17 protein-coding genes are annotated in these 19,290 nt (G+C 59.6%); 8 read left to right on the top strand and 9 right to left on the bottom strand.

What is annotated here, in order from left to right; translation table 11 throughout:
- Positions 1-49 precede the first annotated feature (49 nt).
- The 6 genes from QF010_RS24170 (at position 50) to QF010_RS24195 (ending at position 9,658) form a co-directional block, all read left to right on the top strand.
- A complete protein-coding gene (locus tag QF010_RS24170; protein WP_033057610.1) occupies positions 50-1,396 on the top strand; it encodes an imelysin family protein in 1,347 nt (448 codons plus the stop codon).
- A 184-nt stretch (positions 1,397-1,580) separates the two neighbouring features.
- On the top strand, positions 1,581-3,008 hold the full coding sequence (locus tag QF010_RS24175; protein WP_429534093.1) for a di-heme oxidoreductase family protein: 1,428 nt from the start codon (positions 1,581-1,583) through the stop codon (positions 3,006-3,008).
- 26 nt (positions 3,009-3,034) lie between these two features.
- Complete coding sequence (locus QF010_RS24180; RefSeq protein WP_429534094.1) at positions 3,035-4,099, top strand: imelysin family protein; 1,065 nt, start codon at positions 3,035-3,037, stop codon at positions 4,097-4,099.
- A 14-nt stretch (positions 4,100-4,113) separates the two neighbouring features.
- Entirely contained in the window at positions 4,114-5,211 is a 1,098-nt protein-coding gene (locus tag QF010_RS24185; RefSeq protein ID WP_429534095.1) for a DUF1513 domain-containing protein, read from the top strand.
- Positions 5,212-5,457: 246 nt separating this feature from the next.
- The gene (locus QF010_RS24190) at positions 5,458-6,606 is read left to right on the top strand and encodes an efflux RND transporter periplasmic adaptor subunit (RefSeq protein WP_429534096.1); all 1,149 of its coding nucleotides are present in this window, start codon (positions 5,458-5,460) and stop codon (positions 6,604-6,606) included.
- Positions 6,607-6,619: 13 nt separating this feature from the next.
- Positions 6,620-9,658, top strand: coding sequence for a multidrug efflux RND transporter permease subunit (locus QF010_RS24195; protein ID WP_033057502.1), 3,039 nt, complete (start codon positions 6,620-6,622; stop codon positions 9,656-9,658).
- Between the two features lie 173 nt (positions 9,659-9,831).
- Here the strand turns inward: QF010_RS24195 and QF010_RS24200 are convergent, their stop codons facing one another.
- The 5 genes from QF010_RS24200 to colR all read right to left on the bottom strand — a co-directional run bounded on the left by QF010_RS24200 (position 9,832) and on the right by colR (position 13,558).
- Positions 9,832-10,059 carry a hypothetical protein gene (locus QF010_RS24200; protein ID WP_080932046.1) on the bottom strand — a complete coding sequence of 76 codons (228 nt, stop codon included), beginning with the start codon at positions 10,057-10,059 and terminating at the stop codon, positions 9,832-9,834.
- A gap of 2 nt (positions 10,060-10,061) precedes the next feature.
- Positions 10,062-10,775 (bottom strand): lipopolysaccharide kinase InaA family protein, encoded by a 714-nt coding sequence (locus tag QF010_RS24205; protein WP_033057500.1) that lies wholly within the window; start codon positions 10,773-10,775, stop codon positions 10,062-10,064.
- A gap of 4 nt (positions 10,776-10,779) precedes the next feature.
- Positions 10,780-11,448: a class I SAM-dependent methyltransferase gene (locus tag QF010_RS24210; protein ID WP_033057498.1), complete on the bottom strand. Its 669-nt coding sequence runs from the start codon at positions 11,446-11,448 to the stop codon at positions 10,780-10,782.
- Positions 11,449-11,601: 153 nt separating this feature from the next.
- Positions 11,602-12,885, bottom strand: a complete 1,284-nt coding sequence (locus tag QF010_RS24215; protein ID WP_033057497.1) for a sensor histidine kinase — start codon at positions 12,883-12,885, stop codon at positions 11,602-11,604.
- Complete coding sequence (gene colR, locus QF010_RS24220; protein WP_008155536.1) at positions 12,875-13,558, bottom strand: two-component system response regulator ColR; 684 nt, start codon at positions 13,556-13,558, stop codon at positions 12,875-12,877. Before colR ends, QF010_RS24215 begins: the two co-directional genes overlap by 11 nt.
- A gap of 218 nt (positions 13,559-13,776) precedes the next feature.
- On the opposite strand from colR, the gene QF010_RS24225 reads away from it, so the two are divergent.
- Positions 13,777-14,520, top strand: a complete 744-nt coding sequence (locus QF010_RS24225) for a phosphatase PAP2 family protein (RefSeq protein WP_033057495.1) — start codon at positions 13,777-13,779, stop codon at positions 14,518-14,520.
- 194 nt (positions 14,521-14,714) lie between these two features.
- On the opposite strand, the gene groL is transcribed toward QF010_RS24225, so the two are convergent.
- From groL to QF010_RS24245, 4 genes are all read right to left on the bottom strand, one after another.
- A complete protein-coding gene (gene groL / locus QF010_RS24230; protein WP_033057493.1) occupies positions 14,715-16,358 on the bottom strand; it encodes a chaperonin GroEL in 1,644 nt (547 codons plus the stop codon).
- 49 nt (positions 16,359-16,407) lie between these two features.
- Positions 16,408-16,701, bottom strand: a complete 294-nt coding sequence (locus tag QF010_RS24235) for a co-chaperone GroES (RefSeq protein ID WP_033057492.1) — start codon at positions 16,699-16,701, stop codon at positions 16,408-16,410.
- Between the two features lie 248 nt (positions 16,702-16,949).
- Positions 16,950-17,429 (bottom strand): FxsA family protein, encoded by a 480-nt coding sequence (locus QF010_RS24240; protein WP_033057490.1) that lies wholly within the window; start codon positions 17,427-17,429, stop codon positions 16,950-16,952.
- Between the two features lie 66 nt (positions 17,430-17,495).
- The gene (locus QF010_RS24245) at positions 17,496-18,227 is read right to left on the bottom strand and encodes a HugZ family pyridoxamine 5'-phosphate oxidase (protein WP_429534097.1); all 732 of its coding nucleotides are present in this window, start codon (positions 18,225-18,227) and stop codon (positions 17,496-17,498) included.
- Between the two features lie 170 nt (positions 18,228-18,397).
- Here QF010_RS24245 and QF010_RS24250 point away from each other — a divergent pair, with 170 nt between their 5' ends.
- The gene (locus QF010_RS24250; protein ID WP_033057488.1) at positions 18,398-19,156 is read left to right on the top strand and encodes an SDR family oxidoreductase; all 759 of its coding nucleotides are present in this window, start codon (positions 18,398-18,400) and stop codon (positions 19,154-19,156) included.
- Positions 19,157-19,290 lie beyond the last annotated feature (134 nt).

Here is a 19,290-nt window from a genome sequence, read left to right on the forward strand (position 1 = left end):
TGCGCGCTTGCTGCGCCTCTCCACCCTCTCTCGAAGCAGGATGTTCGCCATGATTCGTATGCCTCTGGCTACCGCCAGTCTGTTGGCCATCGCTATTTCCCTCGCCGGTTGTGGCGAAGGCAAAGACAAAGCTGCCGCTGCGCAGACGCCGACTCCGGCCGCCAGCACCACGGCCCCGGCCGCTGCACCTGCCGCTACCAGTAAAGTCGACGAAGCCGCCGCCAAAGCCGTTGTCGCGCATTACGCCGACATCGTCTTCGCCGTTTACAGCGATGCCGAATCCACCGCGAAGACCCTGCAAACCGCCGTCGACGCCTTCCTCGCCAAGCCGAACGCCGACACCCTGAAAGCTGCCAAGGCTGCCTGGATCGCTGCCCGCGTTCCTTACCTGCAGAGCGAAGTGTTCCGCTTCGGCAACACCATCATCGACGACTGGGAAGGTCAGGTGAATTCCTGGCCACTGGACGAAGGCCTGATCGACTACGTCGACAAATCCTACGAGCACGCACTGGGTAACCCTGGCGCCACGGCCAACATCATCGCCAACACCCAGGTTCAGGTTGGCGAGGACAAGGTCGACGTGAAAGACATCACCCCGGCAAAACTTGCCAGCCTGAACGAGCTGGGTGGTTCCGAGGCCAACGTAGCCACCGGCTACCACGCGATCGAATTCCTGCTCTGGGGCCAGGACTTGAACGGCACCGGCCCTGGCGCCGGCAACCGACCTGCTTCCGACTACCTGGAAGGCAAAGGCGCAACCGGCGGTCATAACGATCGCCGTCGCGCTTATCTGAAGTCCGTGACCCAATTGCTGGTCAGCGACCTGGAAGAAATGGTCGGTAACTGGAAGCCGAACGTGGCCGACAACTACCGCGCCACCCTGGAAGCCGAGCCAGCTGAATCCGGCCTGCGCAAAATGCTGTTCGGCATGGGCAGCCTGTCCCTGGGCGAACTGGCGGGCGAACGCATGAAGGTTTCCCTGGAAGCGAACTCCCCGGAAGACGAACAGGATTGCTTCAGCGACAACACCCACAACTCGCACTTCTACGATGCCAAAGGCATTCGGAACGTGTACCTGGGCGAATACACCCGCGTCGACGGCACCAAAATGACCGGCGCCAGCCTGTCGTCCCTGGTGGCCAAAGCCGACCCGGCTGCCGACACCGCGCTCAAAGCCGACCTGGCCGCCACCGAAGCCAAAATCCAGATCATGGTCGATCACGCCAACAAGGGTGAGCACTACGACCAGTTGATCGCCGCCGGCAACACCGCGGGCAACCAGATCGTCCGCGACGCTATCGCTTCCCTGGTCAAGCAGACCGGTTCGATCGAAGCCGCCGCTGGCAAACTGGGCATCAGCGACCTGAACCCGGACAACGCTGATCACGAGTTCTGATCAACGCTGGCTGAATAAAAAGGCGACCTTCGGGTCGCCTTTTTCATACCCGCCGATCGTTCCCACGCAGAGCATGGGAACGATCAGTTGCTCCACATCAACCAAACGATAATTCCTCTTATTCAAACTCCCCTGCCCTGTTAGACTTTGCGCCCCTTGTTTTGCTCGTCTTGCAGGATGTCCGATGCCCGCGCTGCCTCTTCGCTTGTCCGCACTGTTTCTGGCCCTGGGCCTGAGTGCCTGCGATGACGCCCCGCGTTTTACCCAAGCCGAACCCGGTGAAGCCCGGTCCGGTGGCAGCGCAACCGTGCGCAAGACCGATCAGAACTCATTTTCCCTGCCGTCCGCCAACCTGCCGCCGTCACGGCGCGTGGACTTCAGTGTCGGCAACAGTTTTTTCCGTAATCCCTGGGTGATCGCGCCGTCGACCACCACCGCCCGGGATGGCCTCGGGCCGTTGTTCAATACCAACGCGTGCCAGGGCTGCCACATCAAGGATGGCCGCGGTCATCCGCCCACACCTGATGCGCAGAACGCCGTGTCGATGCTGGTACGCCTGTCGATTCCCGATACGCCGGCCTATGCCAAGGTCATCGAGCAGCTTGGTGTCGTCCCGGAGCCGGTCTACGGCGGACAATTCCAGGACATGTCCGTGCCGGGTGTCGTGCCGGAAGGCAAAGTGCGCGTCGATTACACGCCCGTTCCGATTCGCTTCAAGGACGGCACCGAAGTCCAATTGCGCAAACCAACGTTGCAGATCACCCAGCTCGGCTACGGCCCGATGCACCCTGACACGCGTTTCTCGGCCCGGGTCGCACCGCCAATGATTGGCCTGGGCCTGCTCGAAGCGATTCCCGACGCGGCGATCCTGGCCAATGCCGAGGCTCAGGCAAAAGACAAAAACGGTATCGCTGGACGCCCGAACCGGGTCTGGGATGACGCGCAGCAAAAAACCGTCCTCGGACGATTTGGCTGGAAGGCCGGCCAACCCAACCTCAATCAACAGAACGTTCACGCGTTTTCCGGCGACATGGGCCTGACCACAAGCCTGAGACCCGTCGACGACTGCACCGCCGCGCAAACCGCCTGCAAGCAAGCGCCCAACGGCAATGGCCCGGATGGCGAGCCGGAAGTCAGCGATAACATCCTGCGTCTGGTGCTGTTCTACAGCCGTAACCTCGCCGTACCGGCCCGCCGCGATGTCAGCGCCCCCGAGGTGCTGGCCGGCAAGACTCTGTTTTTCCAGGCTGGATGCCAGTCCTGCCACACCCCGAAATACACCACCGCCGCCAACGCCGCAGAACCTGAACTGGCCAATCAAGTGATTCGCCCTTACAGCGATCTGCTGCTGCATGACATGGGCGACGGTCTGGCCGACAACCGTACCGAATTCCAGGCCAGTGGCCGCGACTGGCGCACCCCGCCGTTGTGGGGCATCGGCCTGACACAGGCAGTCAGTGGCCACACCCAGTTTTTGCACGATGGCCGCGCCCGCAATCTGCTCGAAGCCGTGCTCTGGCATGGCGGCGAAGCCGCAGCGGCGCAGCAACAGGTTTTGTCTTTCAACGCCGAGCAGCGCGCTGCGTTGCTGGCGTTCTTGAATTCCCTTTAATACGTATTCCATAGCGGGAGCCCGACATGTTCCGTCCCAAATTGTTGTTCACCAGCCTCGCCGCGCTAGCCTTGGGCGCCTGTTCGCCTCAGGATCCGCAGGCCGTTACTTCAGCAGCCATCGCCAAGTCGGTGATCCTGCCGACCTACACGCGCTGGGTTGAAGCCGATCGCCAACTGGCCGTCAGTGCGTTGGCCTACTGCGAAGGCAAGGAAAACCTCGACACCGCCCGCGCCGACTTCCTGCACGCGCAGAAAGCCTGGGCCGAGTTGCAGCCGCTGCTGATCGGGCCGCTGGCCGAGGGCAATCGCGCCTGGCAGGTGCAGTTCTGGCCAGACAAGAAAAATCTCGTCGGCCGTCAGGTCGAACAACTGGTCACCGCGCAGCCGCAGATTGATGCCGCTGCCTTGGCCAAGTCCAGCGTTGTGGTTCAAGGCCTTTCCGCCTACGAATACATCCTGTTCGACAGCAAGCCTGATGTGGCCAACGCTGAACAGAAAGCCAAGTACTGCCCGCTGCTGATCGCGATTGGCGAGCGTCAGAAACAACTGGCCGAAGAGATCCTGAAAACCTGGAACAACACCGACGGCATGCTCGCGCAATTGAGCAAATTCCCGAACCAGCGCTACGCCGATTCCCACGAAGCCATCGCCGATCTGCTACGTGTGCAAGTCACCGCCCTTGACAGCCTGAAGAAAAAACTCGGCACGCCGATGGGCCGTCAGACGAAGGGTGTGCCGCAACCGTTCCAGGCCGATGCGTGGCGCAGCCAGTCGTCCCTGACCGGCCTCGAAGCCAGTCTCGCCGCCGCCAAAACGGTATGGGAAGGCGTCGACAACAAAGGCCTGCGTGGTCTGTTGCCGAACGAGCAGAAACCCTTGGCCGACAAGATCGATGCCGCTTACGCCGCGGCCCTGAAACTGTTCGCCAGCAACCAGCGCTCGCTGACTGAAATGCTCAATGACGATGCCGGTCGCCAGCAACTCAACGACCTCTACGACGGCCTCAACGTCGTCCACCGCCTGCACGAAGGCGAACTGGCCAAGGCGCTGGGCATCCAACTGGGCTTCAACGCCAACGACGGTGACTGATGAGGGCAAGTTCCATGCTGCGACGCCAGGCTTTGACGTTAGGTAGTTTGCTGCTGGGTGCGGTGACACTGGGCGGCTGGACGCTGTTCAAGCAGAAGGACAAAAGCCCGCTGCTGCTCTCGGCGCGGGACGATACCGACGGAAAGCACTACGCCGTCGGTTATCGGCTGGACGGTACCCGGGTGTTTTCCACCCAGGTCGGCCAGCGTTGCCACGACATCATCAACCACCCGACGCTGCCGATTGCGCTGTTCGTCGCCCGTCGTCCGGGCACCGAGAGTTACCTGATCGACCTGCGCGACGGCACGTTGCTGCAAACCGTGACCTCGCTGCCGAACCGGCATTTCTACGGTCATGCGGTGATTCACAAGAGCGGCGACTGGCTGTACGCCACCGAGAACGACACCTCCGATCCGGGTCGCGGCTTGCTCGGTGTGTATAAGTTCGAAGGCGAGCGGTTGGTGCATAGCGGCGAGATGTCGACCCACGGCGTCGGCCCGCATCAGGTGTCGTGGATGCCCGATGGCGAAACCCTGGTGGTGGCCAACGGCGGCATTCGCACCGAGGCCGAAAGCCGCGTCGAAATGAACCTCAACGCCATGGAGCCGAGCCTGGTCCTGATGCAACGCGATGGCACTTTGCTGAGCAAGGAAACCCTCGCCCAGCAGATGAACAGCGTGCGTCATTTGGGGATTGCCAGCGACGGCACCATCGTCGCCGGCCAGCAGTTCATGGGGCCGTCTCACGAGTCGTCGGAGCTGCTGGCGATCAAGCGGCCCGGCCAGCCGTTCGTGGCCTTCCCGGTGCCTGAGCATCAGTTGCAGGCCATGGGGCATTACACCGCCAGCGTCGCGGTGCACAGCGAACTGCGCCTGGTGGCGTTGACTGCGCCCCGGGGCAACCGCTTTTTCATCTGGGACCTGGACAGCGGTGAAGTGCGCCTGGACGCGCCGCTTCCCGATTGCGCCGGGGTCGGCGCGGTAGCCGATGGCTTTGTCGTGACCTCAGGTCAAGGACGCTGCCGGTTCTACGACTGCCGCCAGACAAGCCTTGTTGCAAAACCCCTCGATCTACCCTCAGGGCTGTGGGACAACCACCTGCACCTCATCTGACCTTGCCTCTCCTGCTGGCGGGTTTTTGTGGCGAGGGAGCTTGCTCCCGCTGGGCTGCGCAGCGGCCCTAAAAAAGGGACTGCTACGCAGTCCAGCGGGAGCAAGCTCCCTCGCCACAGGTTTGTGTTCCATCCCGTCCGCGCAGACATGCAGGCCTACCTGTAAGTTCTGCCAGTTGGAAACCCTCTCTGACTCGGAGTAATGTGCCCGACTGTGTCACCTGATTTTCTCCAAGGAAGTGGAAATATGCTGCGTCGCCGCATGCTGATCATGTTGGGTGTTGTTTTGCTGATCGTGCTGGTCCTGGGCGGTTACAAAGCCTTCTCCATCTATACGATGATTCAGGGCTTTGCTGTGCCGAAACCAGCGATCAGTGTCGCCGTGGCCACGGCCACCGAACGGCCGTGGCAAGCACGCCTGCCCACCGTCGGCACCCTGAAGGCGCTGCAAGGGGTCGACCTGAGCCTGGAGACCGACGGCACCGTCATCGACTTGAAGTTCGATTCAGGGCAGAAGGTCAAAGTCGGCCAACCCCTGCTGCAACTTGATAGCGTGGTGGAAACCGCCCTGCTCGAAACCGCTCAGGCGGACCTGGGTCTAGCGCAGCTCGACTACGGTCGCGGCAGCCAATTGGTCGGCAGCCAGGCCATTTCCAAAGGCGAATTCGACCGGCTCTCGGCGGTGTTGCAAAAGAGCCGGGCCACGGTCAATCAGCTCAAGGCGGCGCTGGCCAAAAAACGCTTGCTCGCACCGTTCAGCGGGACCATCGGCATTCGTCAGGTGGACATCGGTGACTATCTCGCCAGCGGCACCATGATTGCCACCCTGCAAGACCTCAGCAGCCTCTACGTAGACTTCTTCGTGCCCGAGCAGTCGGTACCGAAAATCGCCCTCGGCCAACCGGTACAGATCGTTGTCGCGGCCTACCCGACACAAACCTTCCCCGGCACCATCAGCGCGATCAACCCGAAAGTCGAAAACAGCACGCGCAACGTCCAGGTCCGCGCGACCCTGGCCAATCCCGACGGCAAACTGCTACCGGGGATGTTCGCCAGCCTGCAAGTGTTGTTGCCCGACCCACAGCCGCGCATCGTCGTGCCGGAAAGTGCGATCACTTACACGCTGTACGGCAACTCGCTCTATGTCGTCGCGCAGAAAAAAGCCGAAGACGGCAGCCTGGAAAAAGACGACAAGGGCGAACCGATCCTGATCGCCGAACGGCGTTTCATCGAAACCGGCGAGCGCCGCGATGGGCAAGTGATGATCACCAAAGGCGTGCAGAACGGCGAAAAAGTGGTCACGGCCGGTCAGATCAAACTGGACAACGGCGTACACATTGCGATCAGCGATGACAAGACCTTAGCCGAGAAGAACAGCCCGCCGCGCGCGGACTGATCAAGGAATCCCCATGGCTTTTACCGACCCGTTCATCCGCCGCCCGGTGCTCGCCACCGTGGTCAGCCTGTTGATTGTGCTGCTGGGCTTCCAGGCCTGGAGCAAATTGCCGCTGCGCCAATACCCACAAATGGAAAACGCCCTGATCACGGTGACCACCGCTTACCCCGGGGCCAACGCCGAAACCATTCAGGGTTACATCACCCAACCGATGCAACAAAGTCTGGCCAGTGCCGAAGGCATCGACTACATGACCTCGGTCAGTCGCCAGAACTTCTCGGTGATCTCGATCTACGCGCGCATCGGCTCCAACAGCGACCGCTTGTTCACCGAACTGCTGGCCAAGGCCAACGAGGTGAAAAACCAGCTGCCTCAGGACGCCGAAGACCCGGTACTGAGCAAGGAAGCCGCCGACGCCTCGGCACTGATGTACATCAGTTTCTTCAGCAAGGAGCTGAGCAACCCGCAAATCACCGACTACCTGTCGCGGGTCATCCAGCCGAAACTGGCGACCCTGCCGGGCATGGCCGAAGCCGAGATTCTCGGCAACCAGGTGTTCGCCATGCGTCTGTGGCTGGACCCGGTCAAGCTCGCCGGTTTCGGCCTGAGTGCCAGCGACGTGACCGATGCCGTGCGCAAATACAACTTTCTCTCCGCCGCCGGCGAAGTGAAAGGCGAGTACGTCGTCACCAGCATCAACGCCAATACCGAGCTCAAGTCCGCCGAAGCCTTTGCCGCGATTCCGCTCAAGGTCGAGGGCGACAGTCGCGTGCTGCTCAGCGATGTGGCGCGAGTTGAAATGGGGGCGGAAAACTACAATTCGATCAGTTCCTTCGGCGGCACCCCTTCGGTGTACATCGGCATCAAGGCCACGCCCGGTGCCAACCCGCTGGACGTGATCAGGGAAGTGCGCAAGATCATGCCGGAGCTGGAAGCCCAGCTGCCGCCGAACCTCAAAGGTGAAATCGCCTACGACGCCACGCTGTTCATCCAGGCCTCGATCAACGAGGTGATCAAAACATTGTTCGAGGCGGTGCTGATCGTCATCGTAGTGGTGTTCCTGTTCCTCGGCGCGCTGCGTTCGGTGGTGATCCCGGTGGTCACCATCCCGCTGTCGATGATCGGCGTGATGTTCTTCATGCAGATGATGGGCTACTCGATCAATCTGCTGACATTGCTGGCGATGGTATTGGCCATCGGCCTGGTGGTGGACGACGCCATCGTCGTGGTGGAAAACATCCACCGGCACATCGAAGAAGGCAAGACGCCGCTGGATGCGGCCATCGAAGGCGCTCGGGAAATCGCCATGCCGGTGGTCTCGATGACCATCACCCTGGCGGCGGTCTATGCGCCGATCGGCTTCTTGACGGGGCTCACGGGGGCGCTGTTCAAGGAGTTCGCCCTGACCCTGGCCGGCGCAGTGGTGATCTCCGGCATCGTCGCCCTGACCCTGTCGCCAATGATGTGCGCCTTCCTGCTGCGTCACGACGAAAACCCCAGCGGTCTGGCCCATCGCCTGGACCTGATTTTCGAAGGCCTCAAGCGCCGTTACCAAAGCATGCTCCACGGCACCCTCAACACCCGGCCGGTGGTGCTGGTGTTCGCGGCGATCGTGCTGTGCCTGATTCCGGTGCTGCTCACGTTCACCAAGTCGGAACTGGCGCCGGACGAGGACCAGGGCGTCATTTTCATGATGGCCAACGCCCCGCAACCGGCCAACCTCGACTACCTGAGCAGCTACACCGACGAGTTCGTCACGATCTTCAAGACGTTTCCCGAGTACTACTCGTCGTTCCAGATCAATGGCTTCAACGGCGTGCAATCGGGGATCGGCGGCTTCCTGCTCAAACCGTGGAACGAACGCAGCCGCACTCAGATGCAAATCCTGCCCGAGGTCCAGCGCAAACTGGAGAGCATTTCCGGGCTGCAGATATTCGGCTTCAACCTGCCCTCCCTGCCCGGCACCGGTGAGGGGCTACCATTTCAGTTCGTCATCAACTCCGCCAACGATTACGAGTCGCTGCTGCAAGTGACCGACCGAGTGAAAAAGCGGGCAATGGAGTCCGGCAAGTTCGCTTTCGTCGACCTCGACCTGGCGTTCGACAAACCTGAAGTGGTGGTAGATATCGATCGCGGCAAGGCCGCACAGATGGGTGTTTCCATGCAGGACCTGGGCGGGACGCTTGCGACGTTGCTGGGTGAGGCGGAGATCAACCGCTTCACCATCGAAGGCCGCAGCTACAAAGTCATCGCGCAGGTCGAACGGCCCTTCCGGGATAACCCCAACTGGCTGAACAATTATTACGTCAAGAACACCCAAGGCGAACTGCTGGCCCTGTCGACCCTGATCACCGTGACTGACCGGGCGCGTCCACGGCAATTGAATCAGTTCCAGCAACTCAACTCGGCCATCCTGTCCGGGGTGCCGCTGGTCAGCATGGGTGAAGCCATCGATACCGTGCGCCAGATCGCTCGGGAAGAGGCGCCGGTGGGTTATGCCTTCGACTATGCCGGCGCATCCCGGCAATACGTCCAGGAAGGCAGTGCGCTGTGGGTCACCTTCGCCCTGGCGCTGGCGATCATTTTCCTGGTTCTGGCCGCCCAGTTCGAAAGCTTCCGCGATCCGCTGGTGATTCTGGTGACCGTGCCGCTGTCGATCTGTGGCGCGTTGATCCCGCTGTTCCTGGGCTGGTCGAGCATGAACATCTACACCCAGGTCGGCCTGGTGACGTTGATCGGGCTGATCAGCAAACACGGAATCCTGATCGTCGAGTTCGCCAACCAGTTACGCAAAGACAAAGGTCTGACGGCGCGCGAGGCCGTGGAAGAAGCGGCGGCCATTCGTCTGCGTCCGGTGTTGATGACCACTGCTGCGATGGTGTTCGGCATGGTGCCGTTGATCATCGCCACGGGGGCGGGCGCCGTCAGCCGGTTCGACATCGGCACGGTAATCGCCACGGGGATGTCGATCGGGACACTGTTTACGCTGTTTGTGCTGCCGTGTGTGTACACGCTTTTGGCAAAACCCGATAAACCTAAAGAACACACATAACCTTGTGGGAGCGGGCTTGCTCGCGAAAGCGATGTGACAGGCAACAACAATGTTGAATGGCGAACCGCATTCGCGAGCAAGCCCGCTCCCACATTTGGTCGATATCGCTGCTGAAAGGCGGGAATAAAAAAGGCCTCGCATTAGCGAGGCCTTTTATTTTGGCTTCAATCTGTTCAACTCTGTGGCCTCAATCCTTGAGAAAGGCCGAACATGAACAGCAATAAATCATGATCGGGTTGGGTTGCCACGGATGCCTTCGCAACCCGTGGCAGCGGACAGTGTGCGTCGCCGTTCACTGAACTGAGGACTTGCGTGCGGGGCTGCTCCCAAGCCGCCACCGCTAGTGAAGCAACTGCCAAGGCTCCTATTAAAAATACACCTCGTGCAATTTCGAGTTTCATTGCTATAAACCCTTGATAGCGCTGCCAAACGCCGTCTTATAAAAGTAGACGAGTTTCTGCCAGTCCGTCGGGCTGAACGACGAGTGGCGACGCAGTTGCTTCAGGTCATTGGTCGCCGCGCGACGGGCGGTCAAACGCTGCCGGCCTTTCTCCAGATCGATCAAGGCCACTTCGACTTTGGCAGCCTCGCCTTCACCGGTGACGCGCACGAATACGTGCTTGGCATAAAGGCAGCTGTGCTGCCAGCGACCCTTGTGCATCCGGGCCAGGTTCTCGGCCAGTTCCTTCAACACTCGATCATGCACAGCTTCACCGTGATGCTCGCGACCGCCGCCAGCGTACCAGTGGTCGATTTCCTCGAAGCCGTCCAGCGCCTTGGTGATCAGCAATGCGCGCCACTTATGCACCGGATCGCGCTGTGCACCGCAGAAAACGATTTCCGGAACGAGAACGTCGAGCCGGTTCAGGCCGATGAGCGCATCGCGCTCGCGCAACACCGTCGGCCGACCGAACGGGTGCAGCAAGCTGCGATGGATATGCCCGGTCTGACGTTTAACGTAAAGCAACTGTCCATTGCTGCTCACGACGCGCTGCACGCCACTTTCTCCACCGCGACGGACGTTGGGTTCTTCTACCCATTCACCGCGCTGATTCCAAAAATAATCGAAGCGGTCCTGAGGAGCGACTTCCGTTTCTGCTGCACATTGCACTGCCATTCTGTTACCTCTTGCGTAAAACGTAGACCCGCCACATGGCATAGAGCGGTAAAAAATCCAGTTGTTCCTGGATGCGGAAACCCGCCTGCTCAAATTCCTTTTCGACCGTAGCAGCGGGTAACACAAATCGATTTTGGTAACCTTCCTGCTCACGGGTTTTCTCGAGGCGCTTGCGTTTCCACGCCTTGAAATTGCCGTCCACCCACAAAGAAAGGATCACGCTATCACGCGTAACGCGCTCGAACTCACGCAAAATCGCCAGTCGATGCTCGGCTTCACCGATGTGATGGAGCAAACGCATGCAGAAAATGCAGTCGACGGCGTTATCAGGCAAGGCGATGTCGAATGCAGAAGTGTGCAAGGGTTGTACCCGTTTCACCACCTCGGCAGGTTGCGCCTTCATGGCAATCTTCAGCATGGACTCGGAATTGTCAGCGCCAATGATCGCACGATTGGTTTTTTCCGCCAGTAATGGCCAGAAACGTCCCGCACCGCAGGGTAAATCGAGGATCAGCCCTGGCTCGTCGGCCAGTGCCAACGCCTTGCGCGCCAGTTGCTCGTCTCGCCAGTGAGACAGGCGGCGAGCAAAGCCATCCTGGTGTTTGCGCAGGTATCGTTGAGCGTGTTGATCGTCGTATTTTTCGGAAAAATCCAGTTTGATCGGGCCGTCCATCACCAAGGTCTTCTTAGCTGCTGATGGCACCTACGATACATAGCGCCGTGTCAGCGTCAGGTCATCCCCCCGTGAAAAAAACGTCATGTAAAACCCCGAATCATTTCGGGGTTTTACAGCGCGGCAACGAAGGCTCTGGGCCATTACGAGCGATCAGCTCACATCCGACAAACACAACTCCACCTGAAAACGACAGCCGTTGGGCTCCATGTTCGTCAGGCTGACGCTCCAACCCTGGTTTTCGCAGATCCGTTGCACCAGCGACAGTCCCAGCCCCAGGCCTTCGCCGCGTTTCTCGCTGCCCCGCACGAACGGCTCGAACATCGCCTCGCGTTTTTCCTCGGGAATGCCCACGCCACTGTCTTCGACGATGAAACCGGTGGCTGTCAGCGTCAGGCGAATAAACCCGCGCTCGGTGTAATGCAGCGCGTTACGCAGCAGGTTGCCCATGACCGCGTGCAGAAGGGTTGCGTTGAAGCAGGTGTCTACCGGATTACCCGGTTCAAAGATCAGCGCCAGCCCCTTGGACTCGATCGGCTCGCGCCACAAATTGAGCAGTCCATCGGCGACCTGGCTCAGGGTCTGCTGGGGCGACATGCTGGCGTCTTCACGTTGTGCGCGGGCCAACATCAGAAAGGTTTGCACCAGCTCGCGCATCTCTTCACAGGCGCGGGCGATTCGCTCGACCTGAGCACGTCCACGCTGATCGATACCAGGGTTTTCCAGCAGCAGCTCGCAGGAACTGGCCAGCACCATCAATGGCGTGCGCAACTCGTGGCTGACATCACTGGTGAACAACCGTTCGCGGGTCAACGCCTGGCGCAAGCGCCCCAGGGTAGCGTCGAAGGCCACGGCCAACTCGCCCACCTCATCAGCGGCGTAATCCGGTGCCAAGGGGGGCGCCAGACCTAACAATTGGTCACGGTGACGGACCTGGCGGGCCAGTCGCACCACGGGCGCCATTACTTTGCGCGCCAGTATCCAGCCGAGAAACACCGCCAAGGCCAGACTCAGGACGAAGCCCACCAGCACCACGGCAAACAGCACCCGTTCACGCTCTTCGAAATCGCTCTGATCCTGCAACAGCACATAATGCCGGCCGTCGACGACTTCGACCATCGCGTGATACGACAGCTGCTCACGAAACACTTCGTGAAAACCCGGCTCCAGATGGCGTAAATCCTTGGGCAACTGAAAATCGCCCGGCCCGCCACTGAAATAGAACAGCTGGTCCGGCTCGGGACGATGGCTCCAGTCCGTAACACTGTCCATCAGCAACAGCCGTTGTAAATCGCCGCCCAGACCTGCTGAAATCAGTTTTTCTTCGACCAGGTGCACGGTCGCCACAATGCCCATGGCGAAGGCCCCTGCCACCAATGCGCTCATCAGCGCAAAGGCGATGATGATCCGTTGAGCAAGGCTCTGCTTAAACTCCATCTCGGCCCTCGGCCAAGCGATAACCCACACCGTGCACGGTTTGCAGCAACGGTTTGGCGAACGGCTTGTCGATCACCTGGCGCAATTGATGGACGTGGCTGCGCAGGCTGTCGCTGTCCGGGCAGTCATCGCCCCACAGCGCTTCTTCGAGAATTTCCCGGCGCAGCACATGAGGACTTTTCTGCATCAACACGGCCAGCAACTTCAGGCCCACCGGGTTGAGTTTGAGCAGACGACCTTCGCGGGTGACTTCCAGGGTGTCGAGGTCGTAGTTCAGATCGCCGACCTGTAAAGTACGGCGACCGCCACCCTGGGTGCGACGCATGACCGCCTCGATGCGCGCCGCCAATTCAGACAGGGCAAAGGGTTTGATCAGGTAATCATCGGCGCCGGACTTGAAACCTTGCAGCCGGTCGTCCAATTGATCGCGAGCGGTGAGCATGATCACCGGTGTGTCGCGGCGCGCGTCTTCACGCAGACGTTTGCACAGGGTGTAGCCGTCGATGCCAGGCAACATGATGTCGAGCACGATCAGGTCATAATGCTCGGTGGCCGCCAGGTGCAAGCCTGACAAACCGTCCTGCGCGCAATCCACGGTATAACCTTTGAGCCCCAGGTAATCGGCCAGATTGGCCAGGATATCGCGGTTGTCTTCAACCAATAGAATTCGCATGGGTATCTCCTGCGTACACAGTAACGGCCGTCTTGGCCCGCGCAGCTTAAGGCCAAGTGTGGCTGAGGGCTAGGACTGCGTGCAGTTGTAAATCCACCCCATAAACCGGGGGCGGCTTTGACGACTTTTTCACTATCGATTCACACGCTGACAACAGCATCAGGCTCAAACTCCACGCCGCTGCGTTTTCAGAACATTTCACCGACCAAGGAACTGCCATGGTTTCGACTACCGTCCGCCCCGCCTCTCGCCCTCTGAACTTCTGGGTGTGCCTCGGCGTTCCCGCCATCGCGGCGATCGTTCTGGTGCTGCTCGAACTGACGTCCCTGGACATGGACCTGGCCAAGCTCTTCTATGACCCGGTCGCGGGGGATTTCATCGGGCGGCACAGTTACTTCCTGGAAAACATCCTGCATGACCGCGCCAAGCAGGTGGTCATCGCCTTCTCAGTGTTGGCCATCTTCGGTTTCATCGCCTCCTTTTTCATGGACAGTCTCAAACCGATCAAACGGGAACTGGGCTGCCTGGTGCTGTCTCTGGCGCTCGCGACCTCCTTTGTCACGCCAGTCAAAGCGGTGACGGCCGTTCAATGCCCGTGGAGCCTTGAGCAGTTTGGCGGTCACGAAACCTATAGCGAGTTGCTCAGCCCTCGCCCGCACACCGATAAACCAGGCCGCTGCTGGCCCGGCGGTCATGCGGCAACCGGTTTCACACTGTTTGCACTGTTCTTTGTTTTGCGTGACCGTCGTCCGCGTCTGGCGCGCAAGGCGTTTGTGTTCGCTTTCGCGTTGGGCACGGTGTTTTCCATCGGCCGGATGATGCAGGGCGCGCACTTCTTTTCGCACAACGTGTGGACGGCGATTTTCTGCTGGCTGATTTGTCTGGGGGCGTATTACTACATCCTGTATCGGCCGGCCTCGAAGGCTGATCGAGAGTCCGAAGCACAACCGGTCAACGCCTGAAACACAGATCAAAAATGTGGAGCGAGCCTGCTCGCGATGGCGGTGTTTCAGTCACTGATGATGTTGACTGATACGGCCCCTTCGCGAGCAGGCTCGCTCCTACAATGGATCGATGTGAACCCCCTAAATACGGGCAATAAAAAACCCCGCTGGCTTATCACCGGCGGGGTTTTTATGTACGGGGTAAGGCTGGCTTACATCATGCCGCCCATGCCGCCCATACCGCCCATGTCTGGCATGCCGCCGCCAGCTGGACCGTCTTCCTTGATCTCAGCGATCATGGCTTCGGTGGTGATCATCAGGCTGGCAATCGACGAAGCCGCTTGCAGAGCCGAACGAGTCACTTTAGCCGGGTCCAGGATACCCATTTCGATCATGTCGCCGTATTCGCCGGTAGCAGCGTTGTAACCGTAGTTACCCGAACCCTGCTTGACCTTGTCGACAACTACGCTTGGCTCGTCGCCGGAGTTGGCAACGATCTGGCGCAGTGGCGCTTCAACAGCGCGACGCAGCAACTGGATGCCAACGTTCTGGTCATCGTTGTCGCCTTTCAGCTCGGAGATTGCCTGCAGAGCGCGAACCAGTGCCACGCCGCCGCCAGGTACCACGCCTTCTTCAACGGCTGCACGGGTAGCGTGCAGGGCGTCTTCAACGCGGGCTTTCTTCTCTTTCATTTCAACTTCGGAACCAGCGCCCACCTTGATCACTGCAACGCCGCCGGACAGTTTGGCCAGACGCTCTTGCAGTTTTTCACGGTCGTAGTCGGACGAAGTGTCAGCCACTTGCTGACGGATCTGCAGAACGCGAGCCTGGATGTCAGCCTCAACGCCGGCACCGTCGATCACGGTGGTGTTTTCTTTGGACAGGATCACGCGCTTGGCATTACCCAGGTGTTCCAGGGTAGTGCTTTCCAGGCTCAGACCGATCTCTTCGGAGATGACGGTACCGCCAGTCAGAACAGCGATGTCCTGCAGCATGGCCTTGCGACGGTCGCCGAAGCCTGGAGCCTTGACGGCTGCGACTTTAACGATGCCACGCATGTTGTTCACAACCAGAGTCGCCAGGGCTTCGCCTTCAACGTCTTCGGCCACGATCAGCAGTGGACGGCCGGCTTTGGCAACGGCTTCCAGTACTGGCAGCATTTCGCGGATGTTCGAGATCTTTTTGTCGACCAGCAGGATCAGCGGACCGTCCAGTTCGGCAGTCATGGTCTCTGGCTTGTTGACGAAGTACGGGGACAGGTAGCCACGGTCGAACTGCATGCCTTCAACAACCGACAGTTCGTTTTCCAGGCCCGAGCCTTCTTCAACGGTGATCACGCCTTCTTTGCCGACTTTTTCCATGGCTTCGGCAATGATGTCGCCGATGGAGCTGTCGGAGTTGGCCGAGATGGTGCCGACCTGAGCGATGGCCTTGGTGTCAGCGCAAGGCTTGGACAGGGCTTTCAGCTCTTTGACGATAGCGATGGTCGCTTTGTCGATGCCGCGCTTCAGGTCCATCGGGTTCATGCCGGCAGCGACGGCTTTCAGGCCTTCGTTGACGATCGATTGAGCCAGAACGGTAGCGGTGGTGGTGCCGTCGCCTGCGTCATCGTTGGCACGGGAGGCAACGTCTTTGACCAGCTGCGCGCCCATGTTTGCGAAACGATCTTTCAGTTCGATTTCTTTGGCAACGGACACGCCGTCCTTGGTGATGGTCGGAGCGCCGAAGCTCTTCTCGATGATCACGTTACGGCCTTTAGGGCCCAGGGTCGCTTTTACTGCGTCAGCCAGGACGTTAACGCCCTCAAGCATTTTCTTACGGGCGGAATCGCCGAATTTAACTTCTTTAGCAGCCATGATCGATATTCCTTAAATACTTTGTAGTAACGGGAAAATGAGCGGGGAATCAGCCTTCGACAACAGCGAGAATCTCGTTCTCAGCCATTACCACCAGGTCTTCGCCGTCGACTTTCACAGTGTTGCTGCCGGAGTACGGGCCGAACACAACCTTGTCGCCCACTTTCACGGACAGTGCACGCACTTCACCGTTGTCCAGCACTTTGCCTGGGCCTACAGCGAGGACTTCACCCTGGTTTGGCTTTTCAGCAGCCGAACCTGGCAGGACGATACCGCCAGCGGTTTTCTTTTCTTCTTCGCTGCGACGGATAACGACGCGGTCATGCAGAGGACGAAGCTTCATTGTCGATCTCTCCTAATTGTGGTTTTCATCGGCCGGTGTAGTCCCGGCGGGTTTAACAAATCCGGCGGTGCCGGGTGCGGTTCGTCGAGCGAACCGCGGAAGTCTGTCTGGCGCAATCACCAGAAACCTTGCGGTGACCGTTACATAAGGGCGCATAAGCTTATTACAAGGGTGAGGAAGCAAATTTTTTCAGGTTGCTGCCCCACAAACGAACACGGCACCCGAGGGTGCCGTGCCAGTGTGGCGGTTTACTTGGTATCGCGGTGTTCGAACTCGCCTTCGATCACGTTCGGCTCACGGCCCAGCGGCTCGCGGGTCGCAGGGCCGCCGCCACGTGGCTGAAGGTCGTCGGCGAACGCACGCTGACGGATTGCCGCCTCTTCGGCACGCTGGCGCATTTTATTGGCCAACAGTCGACGAGAGATCGGCAGCAACATGATCAGGCCCAGCACGTCAGTGACGAAGCCCGGCAGGATCAACAGACCACCCGCCAGCGCCAGCATCAAACCTTCGAGCATGGTCTGGGCCGGCAACTCGCCGCGGTTCAGGCTTTCACGAGCACGCAATGCGGTTGCCAGACCAGCGATACGCAGCACGAACACGCCGAGCATCGAGCCGAGAATGACCAGCAGCAGGGCCGGGAAAAACCCGATCGCCCCGCTTACCTTGACGAATACGAACAGCTCCAACACCGGAAACAGTACAAAGAGCAATAAAAAAGGGCGCATCAAATGGTTCCTCAACGCAAGAATGCCTTGCCAGTCTTCCCTAGATGACGTCGCCGATTCGTGAATTCAAGCGTCGGCCACTTCATTTTTCGGCCAATGTTCGGCGTGAGCCAGGAAAACCAAGGCTTCGCGCACTTGTGTCGGCGTATTACACGGCACTTGAAACGGCAACCAATAGAGCCCTTGGCCAATGCGCAGGTGCATGCCTTCGGTGTCGATACCCGCCAGTTGCGCCGGCTCGGTTTTCGGCAGGCCCGCCAGTTCGACGTAGTGGGCGATGGCTTTGGCGTGATCGGCATTCATGTGCTCGACCATGCTCGCTTCGGCTTTTCCGGCGAACGGGTTGGCCAGGGTCAGTTGATCGACCCAGTGAATCGCACCGAAACCGCCGATGTAGCGATGACGTACCGGTTTGAGCACCCAGAAATCGAAATCGTGGGCCTTGTGGTAGCTCTGCGAATCCGGGAAATAGCGGTAGTAACGCTCAGCCGCCGCTTCGATGGCGGCCTCGTCCTCGAGCTTTTCTGCTTCGGCGAGGTAGGTCAGGCGACCAACGGCTTGCACGTCTTCGGCCCCGCGCTCGCCCACAAACAGTGAGCATTTGGGATCTTTCTGCAGGTTGTGGGTGTGCTGGGCGATACGGCTGATAAGGATCAGCGGCCGGCCCTGTTCGTCCAGACAGTACGGAACCACGGAGCCAAACGGGAAACCGGGCATCGCCTTGGAGTGCGTCGAGAGCACTCCACGGTATTCCTTGAGAAGCAATTCTCGGGCATTCTTGGCCGCTTCAACGCTCAATTTATGACTCCTTATATAGAATCCGTCAAAAAAACGGACAGGCGCCTGGGGATAAGTTCCAGTGCGCCATCGGGGCAGTTCTCATGTGCAACCAGGCCGTATCAGGTGCAGATTGAGAGGCTACTCTCTGAAAGGAAACCACTCCACTGACCTGCTATTGGGGCATGCGAATGCAACTCACTGACAAAGTAATCATTATCACTGGCGGTTGCCAGGGTTTAGGCCGCTCGATGGCCGAGTATTTAGCCGCTAAAGGCGCGAAGCTGGCGCTGGTGGACCTGAACCAGGAAAAGCTCGACGACGCCGTCGCCGCTTGCAAGGCTAAAGGCGTCGAGGCTCGCTCTTATCTGTGCAATGTCGCTAATGAAGAGCAAGTGACGCACATGGTCGCCCAGGTGGCCGAAGACTTCGGCGCGATCCATGGCCTGATCAACAACGCCGGGATCCTGCGCGATGGCTTGCTGATCAAGGTCAAGGACGGCGAGATGACCAAGATGAGCCTGGCCCAGTGGCAGTCGGTCATCGACGTCAACCTGACCGGCGTATTCCTGTGCACCCGTGAAGTCGCGGCCAAAATGATCGAGCTGAACAACAGCGGCGCGATCATTAATATCTCGTCGATCTCCCGCGCTGGCAACGCCGGCCAGACCAACTACTCCGCCGCCAAGGCCGGTGTCGCCGCGGCGACCGTGACCTGGGCCAAGGAATTGGCACGCTACGGCATTCGCGTAGCAGCCATTGCACCGGGCTTTATCGAAACCGAAATGACGCTGAGCATGAAACCTGAGGCGCTGGAGAAGATTACGTCCGTGATTCCACTCAAGCGCATGGGCACGCCTGAAGAGATCGCCCATTCGGCGGCGTACATTTTCGAGAACGACTACTACAACGGTCGGATTATGGAGTTGGATGGCGGGTTGCGGATTTAATGCAAGATCAAAAGATCACGGCCTCGGGGGGGGGGGGGGGGGGGGGCCGAGGGTGTGTGTGTTTCGGATGGTGGGGGGGTGGGTCGCGGCGCCGCGGCGGGTTTTTTTTTGTGTAAAATGATTTGTGGGGGGGT

Origin of the sequence: Pseudomonas silensiensis, from assembly GCF_050434865.1 — a bacterium.
GTDB lineage: Bacteria > Pseudomonadota > Gammaproteobacteria > Pseudomonadales > Pseudomonadaceae > Aquipseudomonas > Aquipseudomonas fluorescens_W.